This is a genomic window from Legionella busanensis (assembly GCF_900461525.1).
GTDB classification, from domain to species: domain Bacteria; phylum Pseudomonadota; class Gammaproteobacteria; order Legionellales; family Legionellaceae; genus Legionella_C; species Legionella_C busanensis.
Genome location: NZ_UGOD01000001.1, coordinates 1,179,635 through 1,201,987, shown reverse-complemented (window position 1 = coordinate 1,201,987; position 22,353 = coordinate 1,179,635). Strand labels below are relative to the sequence as shown.

The following is a 22,353-nucleotide window of genomic DNA, read 5'->3' as shown; positions in this document are numbered from 1 at the left end:
TCCTTAGTTAAAAGCAATAGGATGCTATTAATATAAGGAAGTAATATGCATAACTATAACAATCTACCGTGTTCACTATTGTTACTCACTTGTATTGGCCTTACCCATGCTACACCACCTATAACTATAAAAGCGGATTCTCGCAAAGAGCAATATCTGCAGGCTATTGATTACGTGGCTAAAACGGCAAAAGATATTTATTGTTATTGGGATATAAAAAAGGAGCAACACGGTGTTGATTGGCAGACGATTATTAATGATGCTAAAAATAAAGTAAATGACAATACCACTTTCAAGCAATTTCAACAAATTCTTACTGGTGTAGCTTCTAGTCTACACGATGGCCATGTCAATTATATTCCTGATTCCCTTCAACAAGTATTTTATACACCCATCAGCGTAAAAAAACTACCTGATGGTTATTATATTTCTCAAATAGAGCAAGATAAAATGTGGCCCTACCGAGTTGATATTGAGCCTGGCGACAAAGTTTTAGCAGTCAATAACCAACCCATTGATGCTTATATCGAAGAAAAAGGTAAAATGATGTCAGCGTCAACCGCCTATGCGCTGCAATCACGCACAGCCTCAGCCATGCATGCCATGGATAAATTTGAAACCGCCCCGAAAGATAACTTAAAACTAACCATCGAAAAATACGCTACACAACAAGTTAAAATGATTGAATTGCCCTGGCTTAATTACCAAAATCCAAGTTCAGATAGACAGTCATTATCTGATATCGTTCAAACTAAAATTCTACCGGGTAACATTGGTATATTAACACTAACCTCGATGCATTATCAATCAGGAAATGAAGCACATATAGCATTCATAAAGCAAGTTATGGATACTCTAAAAAACACCAAAGCACTTATTGTAGATGTACGTAATAATGGCGGTGGTTATGGTGAAATTGGTGATAGTGTAATTGCTCATTTTATTAATAAAAAAGTCAAACGATATCAAGCCCAATTGAAAAACTCATATCAGGCTATCTATGCTCGCCCGGAACTCGCTGAACTCTTTCAGCAAACTGATCCAGCTATTTCTGAATATTCAGAATGGATTGATTACGACATTCAACCTTTGTCTACAGAAAAACCTGCTTATGATAAACCGGTATATATTTTAACTAATGAACGTTGCTTTTCAGCCTGTGACACTTTCGTTGATAGTTTTTCATCCAATCATTTAGGTAAAGTGCTGGGAGCTCAAACAGGCGGAGGAACAGGATATCCGTTATGGTTTAAATTACCCTGGCAATTCGGCAATTTTCGTTTCTCAATTCTTAGGGGCTTTTCCAACCATGATCGATATTTAGAAGGGATAGGTACCATACCTGATGTAGAAATTTATAATACTCCACGTGACTTATATCATAAGTTAGATGGCGAACTAATTGGTGCTTACAATTTTGTTATGAATGAACTAAAACATACAAGCCAAGTTCAATATGCCAAAAAAGAGATGGGTTTAAAAACCAATTTTTCAATGAGGCAAACTGAAATTGTGCCTTTTTATATTGAAGAAGCTTATTGGCAGAAAGTGCAAAGGTAAAGAGTGTAATAAATTATACCATTACACATCCAATTTGGCTGAAGCTAACACTGTAATTTATGCTTTGGCCAATTAATTTCTTTTATAATTGCAGGAATTATTTATACCCTAAAAGGGGTAAAATTGACATTATACCCTACGAGGTATAAAATTAATAATATCCTCTATAAGGTATAAATTATAAGATACATATGTTTATACACTCTCCTCGTGAATTGGCTATTTTTATAAAAGCTCAACGTAAAAAGCTTAATTTAAGCCAACAGGAAGTAGGTAATTTAGTTGGTTTAAAGCAAAAGACTATTTCTGCAATAGAAAATGATTGCGAAAATATAAAATTAAGTACCTTATTTCGGATATTGTCAGCGCTTGAAATAGATATTAAATTTATTGCAAAAAAAGACGCCACTGAAATTACAAGCCAATGGAAAGAGGAATGGTAAAAAAATCTCAACGTCTTCATGTTTTAATGAATGGTCTTTTGGTAGGGGAACTTGTAAAAACGTCTAACGGTGCTTTAACATTTACTTACCATAGAGATTGGTTAGCACAACCAGGTGCACGACCCATTTCATTATCTTTACCTCTCATTGAGCAAATCTATAGTGATGATTTGGTTTATAATTTTTTTGATAATCTTCTCCCTGATAACCAACAGATACGTGCTCGCATTCAAGCTCGCTTTCAAATACCGACTAATCAACCTTTCGATTTATTAACAAGTATTGGGAGAGAGTGCGTGGGAGCCATACAATTAATTGCAGGCCCTATCCTAGAATTTGAAAAAAAAATTAAATATAAACGTTTAAATGATCAAAAAATTGCAGCACTTCTACGTAATTATCAGTTGAACCCTTTAGGTATGAGCAATGATGATTTTCGTATTTCTATTGCGGGTGCACAAGAAAAAATGGCATTTTTATATTATAAAGATCATTGGTGCGAACCTCTTCAAGAAACACCAACAACTCATATTTTTAAATTACCTATTGGTTTTATTGCACACCAACAAATGGATTTAAGCGACAGTTGTGAAAATGAATGGTTATGTTCTCTTCTCGCTAAAGCGTATGGCTTACCTGCTGCAGATTGTGAAATACTTTATTTTGAAGAAATTAAGGTTTTATCAGTCAAACGCTTTGACCGACGTTTATCGAGTGACAAAAGTTGGTTAATGCGTTTACCGCAAGAAGATCTTTGTCAAGCATTAGGTGTTTCATATAACTTAAAATATCAATCCGATGGTGGACCAGGTATCAAAGATATAATGCAATTATTATTGGGATCTACAAATGCTATTGAAGATCGAGATCTATTTTATCGTAGCCAAATTTTTTTTTGGTTGATTGCTGGTATTGATGGACATGCTAAAAATTTCAGTCTATTTATTGAGCCAGAAGGAAAATATCACTTAACACCCTTATATGACATCCTCTCAGCCTATCCTCTTATTAAGAAAAAACAACTGCAAAGTCAAAAAATCAAAATGGCTATGGCTTTAAAAAGCAAACATAACCATTATCATTGGCATACTATGCAGCAAATACATTTTCTAGAAACTGCAAAATTTGTGAATTATTCCGTTGCAAGGGCTGAACATATACTTCATGATATGTTAGCTAAAACAGATACAGTTATCGAAGTTGTTGCAAAAAATCTACCTACATCCTTTCCTAAGAATATTTCTGAACCAATTTTTGAAGGATTAAAAAAAGCCAAGCAAAAATTGGCTAATTACGAAATTTGAGATTGTAATAACAAAATAAAAGCCTAGGCTAATTTATTTATTTTTTACAAATGACTGATTTTGTCCCAAAATACTATTAGATTTAATGTAACGATTAGGTGTTAAATTGTAGCAGAGCTTGATTGCATAATTCATTCCAAGAATGCCGTAAGCACTCTATGGATATACGTTTTAATATAATCAACTTATAAAAATGGATAGTAGGGAATGCTTACAGCCGAAGATATTCAACACATAAACCATTTTTTTAATTTATCTTTACTGAATAATATAAACAAATTATCAGGTGGAGATGTAAATGAGTCATATCTCGCAACAGACGGTGTCAATCAATATATTATCAAAAAAATTTATGAATCTGAGCATGCCAAAGACTATGATATTGCATTAGATAAAATTATTGAATCTATAACATTTAGTGAAAATATTGCACAACAACTACTCTATACTAATCATGTCGCGCCAGCTGTATTTACTCAAGGAAAATGTGTATTAAAAAAGGGTAAAAATTTATTTATCGTTTTTCCATTTATCCAAGGCAGTGTGCGAGAAAATGAGGAAGTTTCATTAAATATGGTAGAGAAAATTGCTAAATTTCTTGCAATAATCCATCGCTCTTCTTTTTCTTTTGACTCTCAATTTGCTGAAGAAAAAATGGCTATATTTAAAAAAATCGGTCATCAAATTATAGCTCTAAAATTCTGGGGGTTAATAAAAGCAATTACACAAAGACGCTTCTTCTTTCCTAAATTAAATTTTATTTCCACTTACCTAATTAATAACAAAAATACACTGCATCAGGCTATGGATAATTTAAAATATGAAGCCATATGTCATAATGATTTGAAACCAAAAAATGTATTGTGGCAAGATGAACATAATTTTGGCGTAATAGACTGGGAAACGACAGGCTTTTTTGATTTAAATGCTGATTATCTAGATACGCTTATTGCTTGGTGTACATTATACAATAAAAATCAAATTGTATTAGATTTACAAAAATTAAAAATATTTATATCAACTTATCCTCTCAAGGAAATTAATCAACTGGAAAAAAGTATGCCAGTGGTTTTATTAAAGTGGTATTTCTGGTTAGCATTTTGCATCAAAAAAATTATTAGTAATCCTAAGCAATGGAGGCATTATCAGTGGCATATTTATTATTCAATTACCTTAATTATTTTTTTAATTGAAGGTGACCTCGTGAAGCAATTAAAATTACATTACCCACTTAAAGAATTTAATGAATAGTTTACTCTTAGTTGTTTTTCTTATTTCTATGGGTTCTGGAATTATTAACCCATTAATGGGGCCACTTATTTTTTCTGACCAAGGATTTTTTTTAACTAGCAGCTTTGAACTTAAAATGCAGGCCTATGTACTTTTAATGGGTATTTATGCTTTTGGCAATATTATTGGAAATTTAGTCTGGGGCGTGATTTCTGACAAAATAGGTGGAAAGAAAGCAATTATTGGGGCCTTAATTGGCAGTATTATTGCTTATATTTTGTTCTTTATAAGTCTATTTTCTATTATCTTTTTTCTTTTCTTTATTGGCCGTTTGGTAGATGGCTTAATGGCCGGACGAAGAACAGTGGCGCTTTCTATGGTTTCCTTAGCCTCTAGAGATAAGCTTAAGTCTTTTCGCTATTTTGAAATTGCTAACGCTTTAGGTCTTTTCTTTGGACCCATCCTTTGTGGAGTATTAGTCAATTTTTCTGGCCAAGTGCCCTTATATTATTATTCTTTGCCTTTGTTAATAATGCTCATAGGTGTTGTTGTTAATATATTTTTAATTCTTAATTCAAATATTGAAAAATCAAAATCAACGAGTAAAGAAAAATTTAAGCAAACATTTTTTACTTTACCCCTAATTACCTGCTACATTGCTTTCTTTATTTTACAATTGGCATGGTATCTATATTTTCTTGCCATTACGCCATATATTATTATTCGGTGGAAATTTACGCCTCTAGGAGTTGGGCTTTTCTTCTCTCTACTCGTTTTCATTTATATCGCAACCTTATTATTTATTTTACCTGCAATTAAAAAAATAATGGGTGAGCGCCTTGTATCTATAATTAGTCTTGTTATGGGTGGATTGGGCATGATTTTAACAGGATTAGGTACTAATTATTATTATCTTTTCTTAATTTTTAATATAGGAATTGTAATGGCTATTGCCTGCAACACGCCTATTTATATGACAAAAATTGTTAGTTTAAAAAAAGATCATGAGCAAGGAAAAACAATTGGAATTCAAAATAGTATCATTGGATTTGCCTGGTTATTTGCTGCGTTCATTATTGGTTATTTGGCATCCTCAATAACAAAATTGCCCTATTTACTAAGTGGCATACTTTTAATGTTTATATCACTAGCACAGGCGCTAAATAAAGAGGCCAACTGATTTTTAATAATAGCTTATTTAAATAGTTGGTAATGAGCAAAAGTCGCATAATTTAAAAGTGGGATATCGCCTGAGCTATCGCCATAAGCATAAATAACTTGTGTATTAGTCCCAATTAAGTTTAAAACCTGCTGCAATTTTTCTGTCCCATAACAGCTTTTACCATCAAGGTAGCCAGTCGCTAACCCTTTTTCATTAAAAGCAATTTTGGTGGAAACTAAATCATCAAACCCATTATTCTTAGCCCAATAATCAATATAAATGTTATAAGCAGACGTAGCTAAAATACAGTAATGACCTTGATCTTTATGCCTTTTTATACACTCCATCGCTGATTTCTTAACAAGAGTTGGAATGATTTGAGTGGCAAACTCTTGGCCTGCCTCATAAAGAAAGTCCCGTGAGAGATTTTGAAAAAACGTGGTGCTAATGGCTTGATTTAATTGATCAATATTTATTCTTTTTGAGTAATAAGCTAAAATCGTAGGTAATTTAGCCATCAATTTTAGAAAAAATGATTTTTTATATATAAATTTTAAAAAAGGGAGTGTGGTACTTTTATAGGTTATAGTGCCATCAAAATCAAAAATAGCCACTGCTGCAACCTTCTCGGTCCCTACTGTCATCGCGAACCTCAATAATCTAATAAATTTATTCAATAAAGAAATTCAAGCCCTCCTTTATCAGTCTAGCTAAACCATAAAAATTAACAAATTGAACAATATATATACATTATTGTTCTATAATAAGCTACATGCTTCTAATTTTTACTATTGCAAACCCTAAATACAAAATGCCCAAATTTTTCTTAAAATTTTATAAAACTAGTATCTGCCAATATCTAAATTGACTATCTAATTTAATGATTTGGGTGCTGCTTGCAATAGTAATCATATTTTAAGTTGTAAAATAGGATAGAACTATGAGAAATAAGCAAGAATTAATTCTAGATAAAATTAGTCAATTTTCGCAGTCAACTCCCCATAAAATCGCCTTAAAATTTTTCGAATCTGATTATCAAAACAACCAAGAATTGACTTATCAACAGCTGAATGAAAGAATCCACTTGCTTGCTAATACACTTGTTTCCCTTAACGACAATCAATCATTTACACAAAAACCTATCCTATTAATTTTTGATTCAAGTATTCATTATATCGCTTCATTTCTATCTGTATTACGCTCTGGAAACATTGCTGTAACAGCCTATCCACCACGACATTTACGGCATCTTAATCGTTTATTAAAAATTATTGCAGACTCAAAGGCGTCAATCATTCTAACTACGAGTACAATAAAAAATTACTGTGATCTACAAAACTTTCAATTTTCCAAAGAGACTTTATTCATTTGCGTGGATCAATTAAATGATGAGCTTAGAGCTAATAGTGAAAATCTACCCATTATTAAACCAGATCATATTGCTTTTCTACAATATACGTCAGGGTCTACTGGGATGCCTAAAGGTGTGGTTGTTACGCAAAAAAATATTAGTGCCAATCTTAGTCTAATGAAAAGAGTTTTAGGCGAGGCCGGCGTGGAAAAATGCATTTCTTGGTTACCAATATTCCATGATATGGGTTTAATCGGTAACACCCTTCTACCCTTATATAGTGGCGGAACTTGCGTTTTTATGGCGCCTTTAACCTTTCTTAAGAATCCATTTTTCTGGCTAAAAATAATTAGTTCGGAGCAAGGGACTTATACAATGGCACCAAATTTCGCTTATGACTTAGCAATTAATGCGTTTAAAAACCAAGATCCTTCTCAGCTAGAACTTAACTTTTCCAATGTTCATTGCCTTATTAATGGTGCAGAACCCATTAATCCAGAAACTATTAGAGAATTTGAAAAGAACCTTAAACCTTACCAGTTAAAAGACGGTGTTATTAAACCAGGTTATGGAATGGCAGAAACCACGTTATACATCTCATGTGAAATGAGTGATAAACGTTTCTTTATGGTCAATAATAATGGTTTAGATAAAGGCATAATTAATCGAGATTTTAAAGAAAAATTCGACTTACAAGTTGAATTGGTTTCTTGTGGCAAACTAGACCCAGATTATTTAGTAAAAATCGTTGATCCGAAAACGTTATATACTCTACCTGTTGATACAATCGGCGAAATTTGGATTCAAGGAGATTCTGTAGCATCTGGTTACTATCAAAATCCTGAGAAAACAAAGGAAATATTTCAAGCTTTTACTGAGGATACGGCAGAAGGACCGTTTCTAAGAACAGGTGATCTTGGATTTATAGATAAAAATGGTTATATAACTGTCTGTGGCCGACTAAAAGATTTAATTATTATTAATGGTCGCAACATTTACCCTCAGGATGTAGAGTATGCATGTTTCCGAAGTGATTCAGCGTTAGTACCTAATTGTGCAGCTGCATTTTCATTTACTATCAACGGTTCAGAAGAATGTGTCTTAGTTGCGGGGGTTAAGGGAAATTTAGAAGAGACTATTTATCAGGCAATGATGCGCAAGGTTCAAAAAGAAGTTTTCGAGCAAACTGATCTTGTCCTCTATGATATTTTATTCGTTCCATCTAGAGAGGTACTAAAAACTAGCAGCGGTAAAATCCAACGCAGTGCTTGTAAGGAAGCTTATATTACTAATCAATTTAAGGTGTTAGCTCGCCTTAAAGATTCCCAACCTCCAAACTTTAAGGATAATATAATAGAGCAAACCCTGGATACCAATATTATATCCTGGCTTAAGGAATGGATTGCTAGGCAGGCAAAACTGCCTATTGAGCAAGTTGCTATTGATAGAGCCTTTGCTGAATATGGGCTTACTTCAATCCAATTGGTAACAATGATTAATGATTTAGAAAAAGTGATCGGCCAACCCTTAGACCCTTGGTTCGCCTGGGAATTTCCTACTATTGAAGCTTTGCATCAAAAATTAACTACCCATAATACTGATAAAACAAACAAATTAGTAGGTAATTACGAGCCTATAGCCATTATTGGTATGGATTGTCGACTTCCGGGCCCAGATGGCCAAGATATCAATGGGATCAACGCTTTTTGGAGTTACTTGCAAGCAGACAATGATAGTATTAGAGCAATCCCTAATGATAGATGGGATAATCGTTTGTATTATGATCAAGAGATTACTAAAAAAGGACGGATGTATACGACTGGAGGAAGTTTTTTAACCAATGTTAAGCAATTTGATACAAAATTTTTTAATATTTCACCCCGGGAAGCCGAATATCTTGATCCCCAACAGCGTCTAACCCTCATGACAACTTGGCATGCATTAGAAGATGCGGGAATTATTGAAGATGATATAAAAAATTCACAAACTGGCGTTTATCTGGGTATCAGCACCCATGATTATGATCAATTAATACAAAAACAAGTGCCTCTAGATGAGCTTAGCACCTATCAAGCAACAGGTACGAGCTTTGCAACAGCGGCAGGACGCATAGCCTATTTTTTAGGTACGCAAGGGCCTTGTATGGCAATTGACACCGCTTGCTCTTCATCATTGGTAAGCGTTCACCAGGCTTGTCGCGCCTTACAAGATGGCGATTGCCAATTAGCAATTGCTGGAGGCGTGAATCTTATACTTTCGCCAGAAGGTAATATCATTTTTTGTAAAAGTAGCATGTTATCACCAAAAAATCGGTGCAGTACCTTTGATATAGAAGCCGATGGTTACGTACGAGGAGAAGGTTGCTGCATGATCGTATTAAAAAAATTAAAAGATGCTTTGCAGGATGGTAATAAAATTCATGCTGTAATATACGGTAGTGCGGTTAATCAAGATGGAGCAAGTAATGGTTTAACTGCACCAAATTTAATAGCGCAAGTAGACGTGATGGAAAAGGCATTAAGCTTAGCTAATTTACGACCTGAACAAATCACTCATCTTGAAGCGCATGGAACAGGAACAGCACTTGGTGATCCTATAGAGTGGGAAGGAATTAGACGTAGTTATGGATTAGAACGCCAAAACCCACTTTACATCACTTCTTTAAAAACCCGTATTGGACACTTAGAAGCAGCCGCTGGTATAGCAGGATTAATTAAAACGGCGCTAGCAGTTAAAAACAGTCAAATTCCAGCGCATTTAAACTTAAAAGAATTCAATCCTAAATTGCATCAGCAGGATAATATGATTGTTCCTACTAGCCTTATAGTTTGGGAGGAAGAAAATCGTTATGCCGGCGTGAGCTCATTTGGTTTTAGTGGCACTAATGCCCACCTTATTTTAGGCATGCCTATACACTCGCAAAAGTCTGAGTTTAAAGAAAAAACCACCATTCGCACAGAGCATTTATGGGTTATTAGTGCTAAAGAGAGGGCCGTATTGCTACAGTACTTACAAGATTACTGTCGCTATGCTGAGCAAAAGCCATCATTGCATTTTCCTTCACTGTGTAATCAGAGCTTAACGCAAAGAACGCACTTTGCTCATCGAGCTTTTATAATAGCCCCTGATCAGGAAAGTTGGTTACAAGCTTTAAGACATAACCGATGGCAAGAAGGTGTTATTTCTGAAAATAACCAACTGGCATGGCTTTTTACCGGACAAGGTAGTCTAATGCCTAATATAGCAACAGAGCTTTATCGAACTATTCCAGAGTTTGCAGCTATTATAGAAAAATGTTGCGCTATTGCTCAACCTTTGCTCCCCTATGATTTAAGAGCAGTATTATTAGACACACCAAAATCTATTGATATAAATTACACATTGTATGCGCAGCCTACCCTCTTTATTTATGAATACGCTTTAGCACAATGGTTTTTGCTTTTAGGGCTAAAGCCAAACATATTATTAGGCCATAGTTTAGGTGAATATGTAGCCGCATGTATTGCTAATATTATTACGCTTGAAGATGCTTTATATTTAGTCTGTAACCGTGCCTTATTAATTTCTTCTCTAAATAATAATGGTGCCATGCTTGCAATCAATGCACCCTTAGAAGTAGTAGAATCACTTATTACCAATTTTGATAGCCTTGTAATCTCGTTAAAAAATGGTCCTGAGCAAATAGTCGTTTCTGGCCAAGATAATGCAATTATTGACTGTCAAAATTATTGCCAGCATCATTCTATCCATTGTAAAAATATTGCGACTTCACATGCTTTCCATTCTCCATTAATGCAACCTATTATAGAACAGTTTGCAAAACTTGCTGCTGAAATTACCTATAAATCCGCACAAATACCTGTTGTTTCAAACATCACGGGCCAAATTCTTAAAGATGGGCAAATGAATGCTGAATATTGGTGTAAACATCTGCTCCAAACTGTGGAGTTTCATCAAGGATTACATACCTTAGTTGATAATGGCATTGAATTGTGTCAAGAAATTGGACCTAAACCAATTTTAATTACCCAAGCCCAAAATGTACATAATTTTATAACTCTACCCTCGGTAAGTGCGCCTGATAATCCGTGGCCAGGTATTATGGAAACTTTAGGAAGACTTTATTTAAGAGGAGTAAAGATTAATTGGCCCATACTAAATAAACATATAAATACTAAAGTAGAAGATCTTTTAAATTACCCTTTTAAAGGTAAAGAGTATTGGTTACCTGATATTAAAATTGCATCCGCAGAAGATAAATGGAAAAGTTATCTATACCATCAGTTATGGCAAAAAATTTCGCTAGAACCTAACCTTATTAACTTAAATGATAAAAATATAGCTCTAATAACTAACAAAGCTCGCAAACATATTAGTCACCTGATTGCATGCCAAAAGCTAACCTTTATCACTCTTGGCTCAGTACAAAATTCAACTTTATCTGAAACTTTAGCAGGCCAAGAAGTTAAAGAAGCAGATTGGCTTGTATACTTTTGTCAAGCTGAGCAAACCGATTTATTAGAAGAGACTACATTTCTAAACCAAATGATTCAGCAACTTATACAACAATGGCCTAGTAAACCTTTACTATTTCTTTGTGACTCTAATTCTTTAGTAGGAACATCTTTATTAGCATTACTTAAATCGGTCAAACAAGAATATCCTCAATGGCCAATCCATTATTTAGAAACAATATTATTAGATCGTGAAACCCAACTGCAGTTTATTGGCGCTTCCAATCCTAACTATTGGGCATTGCGCTATCATAATGGTGATTATTATGAACAGCAAATTAAGCCTTTAGAACCAGAGCAGTTAGGAGATAGCTGGAAAATTTCGCTACAAACATCCTGCCTAGTTACAGGTGCCTGTGGTGATATAGGCCAAGCGTTTATTGAGTCTTTAACTCAAATGGGCGCTCGTTATATTATTGCAGTAGGACGTAAAGAAAAGGAGTCTAAATGGTCAGATATAATTATGATGCAAAAAAGCCAGGGTACTCAAATACGTTATTATGCATGCGACATTTCTAACTCAACAGCAGTAGAACATCTAATACAAAATTTACCTGCTGATTATCCACCTTTAGGTATTATTATCCATGCAGCAGGTGTCAATCATAATAAGCCCTTGCTTAAAACTACTGATGAGGACATTGCTGAAATACTAGGAGCCAAAGCGCTAGGAGCATGGAACCTTCATAAAGCTACTACTCATTGCGATCTTAAAGTATTTAACTGTATCTCATCACTTAGTGCCGTATTAGGTAATGAAGGGCAAGCAATTTATGCTACAGCTAATGCATTTTTAAATGCGCTTAGTGAGTATCGACATGAACAAAACCTTCCCAGTCAAACATTCATTCTAGGACCTGTAAAAAATACAGGACTATTTAAGAAAAATGAAGAGAAGTTAACGAGTTACTTAAAAGTAAAAGGTGTAGAACCCTTACTAAGGACAGAAATACAAGCTGTCTTTCAAAGTCAAATCAAAGAATATAATCTTATCATCAGTCATTTCCTACAATTACCTAATCAGCCACCTAAAGAAGAGCCTATATACGAAGGAAATATTAGTCATAATAAAGAAGTCAGCCTAACAGAGACTATTTTAACAATTGCTGAAGAAACCTTGCGGCTTGCGCCAGGTGAGTTATCTATTCATGACAATTGGTTTAAATCAGGAATGGATTCTATTATGGCCAGTCAGCTTGCTTATAAAATAAACCATAAGTACCCCGAAGCCCAAACATCTGCTAAAGACATTTTTAATTATGCTTCAGTGCAAGAATTAGCAATTAACATTAAAGAACACATTAGTGAAAATAATGTCGATAGGTTAGATGATAAGCACGTTTATCAACAAATGAATACATTGCCCCTATCATTACAGCAGCAAGAGATTTGGAATTTTATAAAAAATTCACCGACCAATCTAGCTTATCAAATTCCTATAGAACTTAGTATTATAGGTCCCCTCTCTGTAGAGAGATTACAGAAGGCATTATCCGAAGTTGTTAAACGTCATGACATTTTACGCTGTAGTTTCCATGAGGTGTTAAATCAGGCAAAACAGCATATTCATAAAGAATGCTCATTAAAATTAGAATTTGGAGAACATGATAGCGAGAAAGAAATAGCAGATTTTTTAAGTGCACTCTTTGTTTTGCAAAAACCGCCACTTATACGAACTCGTATAATTCGTCAGGAAAAAGATAAATATCGTTGGTTACTCGTATTTCACCATTTACTTGGTGATAGTTATACAGTTACATCCTTTATTAACGAAGCCATAGCAATTTATGAAGGAGAAATTTTAGACCAAGAGCCGGTTAAATATTGTGATTATGTTAGCTGGCAATGGAATAAAATTCATTATAATTTAGTTAATGAGATGGGAGAATTTTGGCGCCAACGCTTACAAGAAGTACCTGTAGGTGTGGCATTAGCTAAAGAGACGCATCAACCTAAAGAAGCTTGTATCATTAATCATCAATTATCGTTAACGGATATCAGTCGATCAATCAAGGCTTTAGAAAAGAATAAACTTTCATTAAGTAATTATTTGCTGGCAAATCTTTTTGAAATTCTGCTCGATTATTTTAAACAAGATCAACAAGGCATTGTTGTTTTCTTTTCTGGTAGAGAAAGCGGTGAATTTTCTACTGTTTTTGGTGATACATCTAATGATGTTTTAATCGTTGCTGAGCGCGAGCAAAATATTCTTACTCAAACTCAAAAACTACAAGAACAAATCTTATCAATGCACGATAATCAATATTTTCGCATGCCAATTTTTAAAGAAATTGGCTTATCTACGCCTATGATTTCTTTTGATTTTCAACGTAGCCCCAATTACAGTGTAAAAAGTAGTTTAGAAATAAATATAGTTAAAAATAGCAATGTACAAAATTATTTGTGGGGAGATGAACCTCGCTTACTGTCTTTTAAAGTATTAGTGAAAGAAGGAAATTTACGGTTAAGTCTAAAATATAGACACGATAAAATAGAAAGTAAGTTGGCACAAGGTGTTTTAGAGGCTTGGGCTAATAATTTATTAAAGCAAGAAGCCAGTGATTTACAAATCGCTACTAAGACTATGCCTAGATTATACACAGCTTCTGCATTACAACAAAATTTATGGCAGCTACTGCAAAATCATCCTGATGGTATACCCTATTATGTACTTTTATTTAAAGAAATTAATACAAATATTGACATTAAACACTTAAATAAAGCTTTACAACAAACTATTGATAATAACCCAGCATTACAAGTGTATTTTGTGGAAGAAAAAAATCAACTTAAATGGGATATAAATTCTGCGGCAACTACTGTTATACAAACCATAACAGCGGATGATCTCAATACAAAAATGGGTGAATTATTATTAGAGCCTATTGCCATTAATCAGGCCCCATTATTAAAAATTTATCTTATTCATCATGCTAACGGCAAAAAACCTATTTTGTTATTTCGCTTTCACCATCTTATTGTTGATGGTATTTCGGCAGAATTATTTGCTAAAGAGTTTGAGAAAAATTATATGAATAAAAGTGAGGTATTTGTATCCAAAGAACAGCAAATATTTTATTTAAACGAACACCTTAAAGAAGAAAAATTTTATTCGCAAAATATTGCTGATTATAAAACTTATTTAGCTGAGATTAATCAACGGTTAAAAGACTATCACTGCAATAAATTAACTGAAAATAATTATTTGGGTGGGGTTATATATCAAAAAATTTCTAAAGAAAACTCAGCCAAAGTAATTGATTTTTGTAAAAATCATAGTATTTCACCTTATGCCTTTTATCTTCACATTTTCGGTACAGTTTTAGCTAGCCTTTCTTCAGAGAGAGAAATTTATATCAGTATTGTAAAATCTAATCGTGGCAAGCTATCTCAAACGGGTATGATAGGTTACTTTGCAGATAATTTGCCTATTATTTTAGAAATCAATCCTGATACAATAAATATTATTCAGCAAATTAAAAGCACCCAAATGCAAATTCTTGAAGTGATTGAGCGCTTTTCTTATCCAATATTAAGCAAAGATCTAGAGAAATTTGATTATAAGCAACCGCCGTTTATTTTTAATCAATATACATTAAACGAATCTGAAAACGAGACTGAAGCCTTGCTATCATCTGCAGACTATTTAATTGAAGGTTTGTTAAAAGCAAGTCAAAATCAGGTTTCTTTATGGAATTACCAGAATCCCGAAAAATTTAATCTATTGATTAGAAGTAGTGTGCACGGTGATATGTTAGGTCTTTTATATAATCAACAATTAGCTAGTGCAGCTGATGCTGGTCTTGTTTTAGATGAGTTTATCAACAAATTAATTTGCTTGTTAGAATAAGACAACTATTAATAATAAATTAAAGCGCATATAAGATAAAAGAGTTGATTTTTATTTACAAATTCTTAAAATATCAAGGCTCAGCGGCTTAGATTTAGCAATTATATTTTTAACGCTTAAATGGATTTATTTTGAAGAATTTATTTTTTTTGCTTTTTACCTTTCCTTCCTTTCTCTATGCTAATCAGTTTAACTTTTTTATTGCCGGCGGAATTACTGCTGCAAAACTAAGCGCCAATGACTTAGTAGAAATAAATAGGGAAGTAATTAATAAATACCAAACAAAGAGTAAATATCAGTCACATGGATTTTGGGGCGGTGGTTTTAATCAAACCTTTATAGATTTTTCTCGTACTACTTCATTATCTTTAGGCATTGCCAGTTATTCATTAGCGTTAAGTAAAATACGAGGTATTGAGTACCCATTTTTTAATGAAGGCCTATTTGATACCTTAAATTATCATTTTCATGTAAAGAATAAACTTCTACTAATAGAGTCCCGTTTAGCCTACACTACTTTAATTAATTGGCAACCTTTTGCGGTAGTCGGCATTGGGAAATCCTGGAATCATTTCTATCATTATCGCGAATACCCTACCAATCCTGACTTAAGTGCTGCGATTTCTACGCCTTTTACTAATAAAACTCAACAAGATTTTTCCTACGAATTAGGATTAGGAATAACTTATAGTTTATTTAATGATAAATCTCATCACATCAATTATTTTACTTCATTAAGCTATCGCTATTTCAGTTTAGGTCAAGGTAGGCTAGCTCAGCAATTGTCCAGCCCTTCTTTGCAAATTAGAAATCTTTCTACGCAAAGTATTGCTGTTGAATTAAACGTTTCATTTACTGAAAGCTAGATTTTAAGGTAAATTGCATGAAAAAATGGATTAACGTATTTCTACCAATATTATTTTTACTTTCTGGTAGCGCACATGCAGCTGCCATTTTAGAAATTATTCCAACGAGCAGTTACCCCATTGCTATTTCAGGAAACAGTGTAACTTCCCTAAGCTACATCGTTAAGAACAACACAACGAAAACCCTAAAATTAATGGATATCGATCCAAATTATGGCAACATAAATAATGGTTTATTTTTATCGTTAAGTAACAATCAATGTAAACAACTTAAGCCTCAGGCAAGTTGTAAGTTTACTCTAAGTATACAAAGTATAAGCCAAGCCGTATTTGCAAGCTTAACGCCTCGTGTTTGTGCTTTTAACAAATCTGTATGCTCGATACCGATATTAAATAATCGTGTCACGCTTATTGTGAATCCAAATCTACCAAAACCTACTTTTTCTTTGCCTTACGTCGGTACATTCTACCCTATTTATAATGCCGGCCCCGGCCAATGGATTGAACCTAATCTAGCTATGCCTTTTAACCGTATCAATACTATTTTTATTGCCTTTGCCCATGTTTACCCTTTTGCTAATGGCGCAGTATTAACCTATGAAGCTGGTCAAAATGAGCAAGCTCAACGAATCAACCGTTTATCGCAAACTGCTCGCGCAGCCAATCCGGCAATAAAATTATTAATTTCTTTAGGATGGGGCAAAAATGATTGGACTTTTATCAATCAAGATTATATTAATCAAGCCAATATTTTTATTCCAAGTGTCGTTCAGTTCATTCGTACTCATCAGTTAGACGGATTAGATATCGATGATGAGGAGATTGGTGGTACTACCGGTGTTATTCCTCAGTTAAACTTTGATAGCGTCATCACTAATTTAAGAAATGCATTAAATTTTGCATCGTTACAAGATGGCAAGCCCTATTATTTAACTATTACACCTGCAGGTAATAATCCTCAGCGAGGCGGACTTAATTATACGCAAGTTAATGCAAAAAATGCCTTCAATTTTGATCTTATTAATATTCAGACTTATTTCAATGGTAGTGAAACCTTTGGGCAAGACTTTTTAAATAGCCTAATTAAAATTGGCTACCCTACTACAAAAATCGCTAATGGAATTGATACTGAAAATTGCCATCCTGATATACCACCCTACTTCAATTTAGCGGGTTTATTTAACTGGAATATGTCTGCTGATAGTGTTTGTAACTTCAAATACACTATTGAAATTGCTAATTTGTTAGGTTATTACGGTTAATAATTATGGTAATTAATTAAAATCGGTTTGTTAAAAAAACAACTGCTAAATCATAAAATCAAAATGGCTGTGGTTTTAAAAGTAAAATAATCCTTACCAAGGATAATAGAAACTTTGATTAAGCTATACCCTATTAAGCTTAAAAAACCCTATGCTATCTTAAAAATTAAATAACTTACTCTCTTTTTTATTTGTTTGCTACACTAAATTTGTAAATATAATTTTAAAGGGAATTAATTTATGCAAAGTGATATAAAAAATCCTACAGTCTTAATATCTGGCTTTGCACGTTCATTTTTATCAGAAAAACCAATTGCTGACGCAACAATTACTGTCCTTGAAGATGAAAATTTAAAATTTAAAACTGATTCTAAGGGACTATTTGGACCTTTTGAATGGCCTGTTGGGCAACCTCTTACTCTAGTATTTGAAAAGCCAGGAACTTTTTGGTCGGGGTATAAAACTACACAAACGGCAACTTTAATTGTCCCACCTGAAGGTATTAACAATACTAATTTTTTAAAAAACATTTCATTTCAAGTACCCTCCAATATAGCTTATAAGTTTTTTTCTTTAGCTATGGGAATTAAGGAAGATCCCAACGCATGTCAAATTGCGGCAACCATTACGCCTCCTAATAAAACATTAGATGACCTACCACAAGGTATTGAAGGCGTTACAGTTACTCTATCTCCAGCTATAAATGCAAAACCCTTTTATTTTGGTATTTTACCCATTACCCAGAAAACAAACCCCTTTTCTAGGAAATTAACTGCAACATCACTCGATGGTGGCATTGCATTTCCTAATATTCCGCCAGGCAATTACATATTAGAAGCACAAAAAGATGGTATAACGTTTTCCAAAGTAAATATAAAAGCACGTAATGGCATTTTAGTGAACGCAAGTCCTCCTTTCGGCCCTACCATGTTACAGTAACATAATAATGTAGTCTTGTTACAGCACAGCATCATTAAGGTGCTATTTACGCTTACCAATTCCATGAGGAAAATAATAAAAGGCTGCTTTTTCCTTTTTTACCGCATTTTCTGCGTCACGCCAAAATTGCCTAGTATGACACAGAAAATCAAATGCAATAGTCCATTGCTTTATAAGAGATAACGATATGTTAACGCCATCTACCTACTCTATTAAAGCCAAATCCACGATATCCTACTCCTAATCCCCTATATCCTAGCCCTAATCGATTACCATACCATCCACGGTTACCATAATACCCCATATTATTATAACCATAATAGGAATAACCGGGATTGGTTCCATAAACATAAGTAGAACTATAACCAGGATAATAACTAGTATTATATCTAGATGTATAAGTGCTGTCAGTGACACATCCACTTAAAAACATCGTTGGGCCAAGGACAAATAATGCAGTAGATATTTTTTTCATGATCACATTCCTTTGTGTATGATTGCATTTTAATTATACTTTAAGATCATGAATAATCCAGTTTGATTATTAAAAAGTTGTTTTATATAGTGACAAATAGAAATTAATACAAACATAAATTGCTGGTTTATGTGAGAATTATTATGAGTAAATATTTAAAGCTATTGTCAGCTTGCTAAGCTCTGCTATAGATATTGAATATACTTTAGAGCTGGAATTATTGGGTTGTCCTATACCTAAGTCCAACTTACCCTGAGTGCTGACATTATCAAATGTAATTTACAGCTATTAGATGATATTACATGAATTTTTTTTACCATAATATTTAGTATCTTGAGTTTCTTCACTTTTTTTCTGATGGAACCCTTTCTCAATTAATAGCCGATAGGGTGGTTGCGAAGTGCTATTGTTTAAATTTAGCTTAAATTGTTGAGCTATTGCTTCGGCTGCCAAACGAAAGGCGTCCTCCCACTTGGGAGAACAAAACACCTCGCCGCCTGCTAATTCAATTGCGCCTTGAGTCATACCATTTTGATACATACCTTCTGAATGCACTAAAATGCCATCTGGATCGCGTTGTAAACCAGATGAAGGTAATTGATTAGATAATCCATTGCTTTCAATTTGCAGATGATATGTTTGGTTAAAGAAATCGTTTACTTTTTGCGGGTAGTCTCTTTTATCAGTTGTCCAGCCATACATTGGTTTATTTTGCGCTTTCATGTAGCCAATCTCAACAGCAGTACCGGGATCCATTTCGGTTGATCGTCTAAACGAGTCAAGACAAAAGATTGCACCGTCTAATTGATCCATTAATTCAAAGTCTGCCTTAACAATCTCTAATGTTAATGCTTTCCCCGTCTGCTTGCTGTTTATGCTAATTTGGCCATCAAATGGAGAAACACCTTCAAGCCCATGGTCTTGACAGATCTTTTTCATTTTTGCGAAAAATTCCTGTGCATTAGGCGTAAATACCATAGGGCCCGCTAAGTAAATTCTAGGCATAAATATTTCCATTTTATAGTAGTAAAATAAACATTATATAGCCAACGTAGCCTTAATACAGCGCAGCGTAATCAAGGTTATCCTATAAAATCTTTGCATCTGTCTGCAGTAAAGCAACTACTTTTAATTAATTTAATCTGCCTTACTACTTCTAACTAATACCCCTGTAACTAGCAAAATACAAGCAGTCATTATTATCGGTAAGGGAACCATGATTGCTGCAACCATTCCTCCAAGAGCAGCAGAGGAAGCTTCACCGAATACAAGTAATGCTTGATTGTTACCTAAAGCTTGGCCTTGTTCTTTTGCCAAAACATGCTCTGAAAGCCAAGTGGTACATGTGGGTAGTGCCATCACAGTAGGTATAGCTACAATTCCATAAGTCAACCAAATCCAATTAAAGTCCTTGGGTAAAACAATTAACAAAATAGATAGGCCACTAAAAAAAAGTAAACCGCTTAATAGTACTTTGGTTGGATAACGACTTGCTAATTTCTCTAGGATTAGCAAATTGGCAATAAAGCACATAAATGATACAAAAGATATAAGTAACGAAAAAGTATGTAAGGAAATAGTCCACGTGTCTTCAATATAAAGAGGAACAACTCGATATAATCCCTGCACTGAAAAGAAAATTAAAAAATTAATCAAATAGATTCTTCTCAACTTAGAGTTCTGAAATACTGACTTAATTGAGAGTAGTGACTTGGTAAATTTAATTTTCTCAATTTTATTAGGTACACTACTATGTTCATCGAAACTTTGATAAATCCATATGATCAATAACGGCACAGATAAAGCAACTATAAAAAAGGGTGTGTTATAGCTAAATGTGCTGCCAGCTAATAAAGGACCAATAATATATCCTAAACTACATGCCGAATAGCCATACCCAATTAATTTATTTTTTAACGCTGAATCTTGGACCCTATCGGCTATTACAGATTGCGAAATAGCCATATTTGACTCAAATAAGCCTGTTAAAAAAGAACTTACAAACAAAAAATTTAATAGATGAAATTGAATACTCAAAGCCATCCCCAGAAATCCAAAACTACACGCGATAAGACTAAGAATTAATACTTTTTTTCTACCGTAATGATCAGACAAATTTCCTATAATGGGTGAACCAAAAAATTGTCCTAATGGATACATAGCCAATAACAGCCCTGATAAGGATAACCTCATTGAAGTTGATGCATCAGCTGGGAGCAGCAAAAAGTTAGTATCCATAAGCATTGGAATAAATAGAGTGATTGTTAATGCATACCCTAAAAAACCTAATAATATTACCGTATATAAAGGTAAGTATTGTCTGATTTGTATTTGTTGAGTTAACGTATTTTCCATATTAATTCCAGTAGTATTCACCCAGTTAAAATTCGATTAAATGACTCTAGTTGATAATATTCTCTTCTTTCTTAGCGCCAATATCATAATTTCCTTGGATTCTTTCCATGATATAGTCAGCGTATTTAATAGTTGGATAAGATGTTTTCCCTTTGATTGGTGAAATCATCGAATGCATATTAGGTTCAAAGAAAAAGGGAATGGAATATCGTTCACGTCCAGATGTATTAATAACACGATGTGGCGTTGAAATGATGGTATCATTACTTACGCGGCGTAACATATCGCCTGTATTGACAATAATGCCACCTTCTAGTGGAGGAACATCTATCCAACGCCCATCGCCCTCAGGGCTTAATACCTGCAAGCCACCAACATTATCTTGAACTAAAAGGGTTAAAAACCCATAGTCAGTATGTGGCGCAATACCATATTGATCTTCCGGGATAACATCTGGTTGTGCAGGATAATATTGAAGTCTTAGATAATTAGTCGGCTTATAAAAGAAGTGATCAAAAGCATAGTAACTTTGCTCAAATGATAAGGAAAAAAGCCTAATAAGATTTTTTAATAAGACCGTCATTTCTTCGCGATAGTGTAACAATGTCGGTTTAAAGTCAGGTAGTAATTCCTCTGAAGGCCATTGGTTGGGTCCGGCCATATTAATCCCTTTAATATAATCAGGATCTGCTTTGTCTACTTCATGCATTAAAATGAAAGCAGCACTTTGATTTGGTTTTACTGCTTTTCCAAGCGTTGATACTTTTAATATAGAGGATGCAAAAGGCATATAACCGCGAAAAAACTCATTCTGCACAATCTTCATTTTTTCATGTTCAGGTAAATGATGAAATAAACGCGCTTGCTCAAAAATAGCATCGAATATAGATTGTGGAACGCCATGATTAACAATATAGGCAAACCCAATTTGAGAGTAGACCTCATATAACCTTGCAGCTAAGGGGCGTAGTTCATCAATAGATTTTGCAGTTGCTAACAACGATACATCAATAACAGGTATTTCATAATTAAATTTCATTAT

At 33.9% G+C, this 22,353-nt stretch carries 14 protein-coding genes; 9 read left to right on the top strand and 5 right to left on the bottom strand.

Features of this window, described 5'->3' with window-relative positions:
- Window positions 1–45: 45 nt before the first annotated feature.
- The 5 genes from DYH30_RS05465 (at window position 46) to DYH30_RS05445 (ending at window position 5,717) form a co-directional block, all read left to right on the top strand.
- Window positions 46–1,560: a S41 family peptidase gene (locus DYH30_RS05465; protein ID WP_115330679.1), complete on the top strand. Its 1,515-nt coding sequence runs from the start codon at window positions 46–48 to the stop codon at window positions 1,558–1,560.
- Window positions 1,561–1,751: 191 nt separating this feature from the next.
- Window positions 1,752–2,003: a helix-turn-helix domain-containing protein gene (locus DYH30_RS05460; RefSeq protein WP_115330678.1), complete on the top strand. Its 252-nt coding sequence runs from the start codon at window positions 1,752–1,754 to the stop codon at window positions 2,001–2,003.
- On the top strand, window positions 1,997–3,307 hold the full coding sequence (locus DYH30_RS05455) for a type II toxin-antitoxin system HipA family toxin (RefSeq protein ID WP_115330677.1): 1,311 nt from the start codon (window positions 1,997–1,999) through the stop codon (window positions 3,305–3,307). Before DYH30_RS05460 ends, DYH30_RS05455 begins: the two co-directional genes overlap by 7 nt.
- Before the next feature lie 207 nt (window positions 3,308–3,514).
- Window positions 3,515–4,558 carry an aminoglycoside phosphotransferase family protein gene (locus DYH30_RS05450; protein WP_115330676.1) on the top strand — a complete coding sequence of 348 codons (1,044 nt, stop codon included), beginning with the start codon at window positions 3,515–3,517 and terminating at the stop codon, window positions 4,556–4,558.
- A complete protein-coding gene (locus tag DYH30_RS05445) occupies window positions 4,551–5,717 on the top strand; it encodes an MFS transporter (protein WP_115330675.1) in 1,167 nt (388 codons plus the stop codon). The genes DYH30_RS05450 and DYH30_RS05445 overlap by 8 nt, the downstream gene beginning before the upstream one ends.
- A 14-nt stretch (window positions 5,718–5,731) precedes the next feature.
- Here the strand turns inward: DYH30_RS05445 and DYH30_RS05440 are convergent, their stop codons facing one another.
- Window positions 5,732–6,343: an HAD-IB family hydrolase gene (locus DYH30_RS05440; RefSeq protein ID WP_115330674.1), complete on the bottom strand. Its 612-nt coding sequence runs from the start codon at window positions 6,341–6,343 to the stop codon at window positions 5,732–5,734.
- Window positions 6,344–6,639: 296 nt separating this feature from the next.
- On the opposite strand from DYH30_RS05440, the gene DYH30_RS05435 reads away from it, so the two are divergent.
- The 4 genes from DYH30_RS05435 (at window position 6,640) to DYH30_RS05420 (ending at window position 18,481) form a co-directional block, all read left to right on the top strand.
- Window positions 6,640–15,414, top strand: a complete 8,775-nt coding sequence (locus DYH30_RS05435; RefSeq protein ID WP_115330673.1) for a type I polyketide synthase — start codon at window positions 6,640–6,642, stop codon at window positions 15,412–15,414.
- Between the two features lie 131 nt (window positions 15,415–15,545).
- On the top strand, window positions 15,546–16,280 hold the full coding sequence (locus DYH30_RS05430) for a hypothetical protein (RefSeq protein WP_115330672.1): 735 nt from the start codon (window positions 15,546–15,548) through the stop codon (window positions 16,278–16,280).
- A 17-nt stretch (window positions 16,281–16,297) separates the two neighbouring features.
- Window positions 16,298–17,542 carry a glycoside hydrolase family 18 protein gene (locus DYH30_RS05425; RefSeq protein WP_115330671.1) on the top strand — a complete coding sequence of 415 codons (1,245 nt, stop codon included), beginning with the start codon at window positions 16,298–16,300 and terminating at the stop codon, window positions 17,540–17,542.
- 240 nt (window positions 17,543–17,782) lie between these two features.
- A complete protein-coding gene (locus DYH30_RS05420; protein ID WP_242604636.1) occupies window positions 17,783–18,481 on the top strand; it encodes a carboxypeptidase regulatory-like domain-containing protein in 699 nt (232 codons plus the stop codon).
- Window positions 18,482–18,671: 190 nt separating this feature from the next.
- On the opposite strand, the gene DYH30_RS05415 is transcribed toward DYH30_RS05420, so the two are convergent.
- The 4 genes from DYH30_RS05415 to DYH30_RS05400 form a co-directional block, all read right to left on the bottom strand.
- On the bottom strand, window positions 18,672–18,956 hold the full coding sequence (locus tag DYH30_RS05415; protein WP_115330670.1) for a hypothetical protein: 285 nt from the start codon (window positions 18,954–18,956) through the stop codon (window positions 18,672–18,674).
- A gap of 288 nt (window positions 18,957–19,244) precedes the next feature.
- Entirely contained in the window at window positions 19,245–19,961 is a 717-nt protein-coding gene (locus tag DYH30_RS05410) for a nucleoside 2-deoxyribosyltransferase (RefSeq protein WP_160116158.1), read from the bottom strand.
- A gap of 132 nt (window positions 19,962–20,093) precedes the next feature.
- Complete coding sequence (locus DYH30_RS05405; RefSeq protein ID WP_115330668.1) at window positions 20,094–21,311, bottom strand: MFS transporter; 1,218 nt, start codon at window positions 21,309–21,311, stop codon at window positions 20,094–20,096.
- Between the two features lie 46 nt (window positions 21,312–21,357).
- A complete protein-coding gene (locus DYH30_RS05400; RefSeq protein WP_115330667.1) occupies window positions 21,358–22,350 on the bottom strand; it encodes an isopenicillin N synthase family dioxygenase in 993 nt (330 codons plus the stop codon).
- Between the last annotated feature and the right edge of the window lie 3 nt (window positions 22,351–22,353).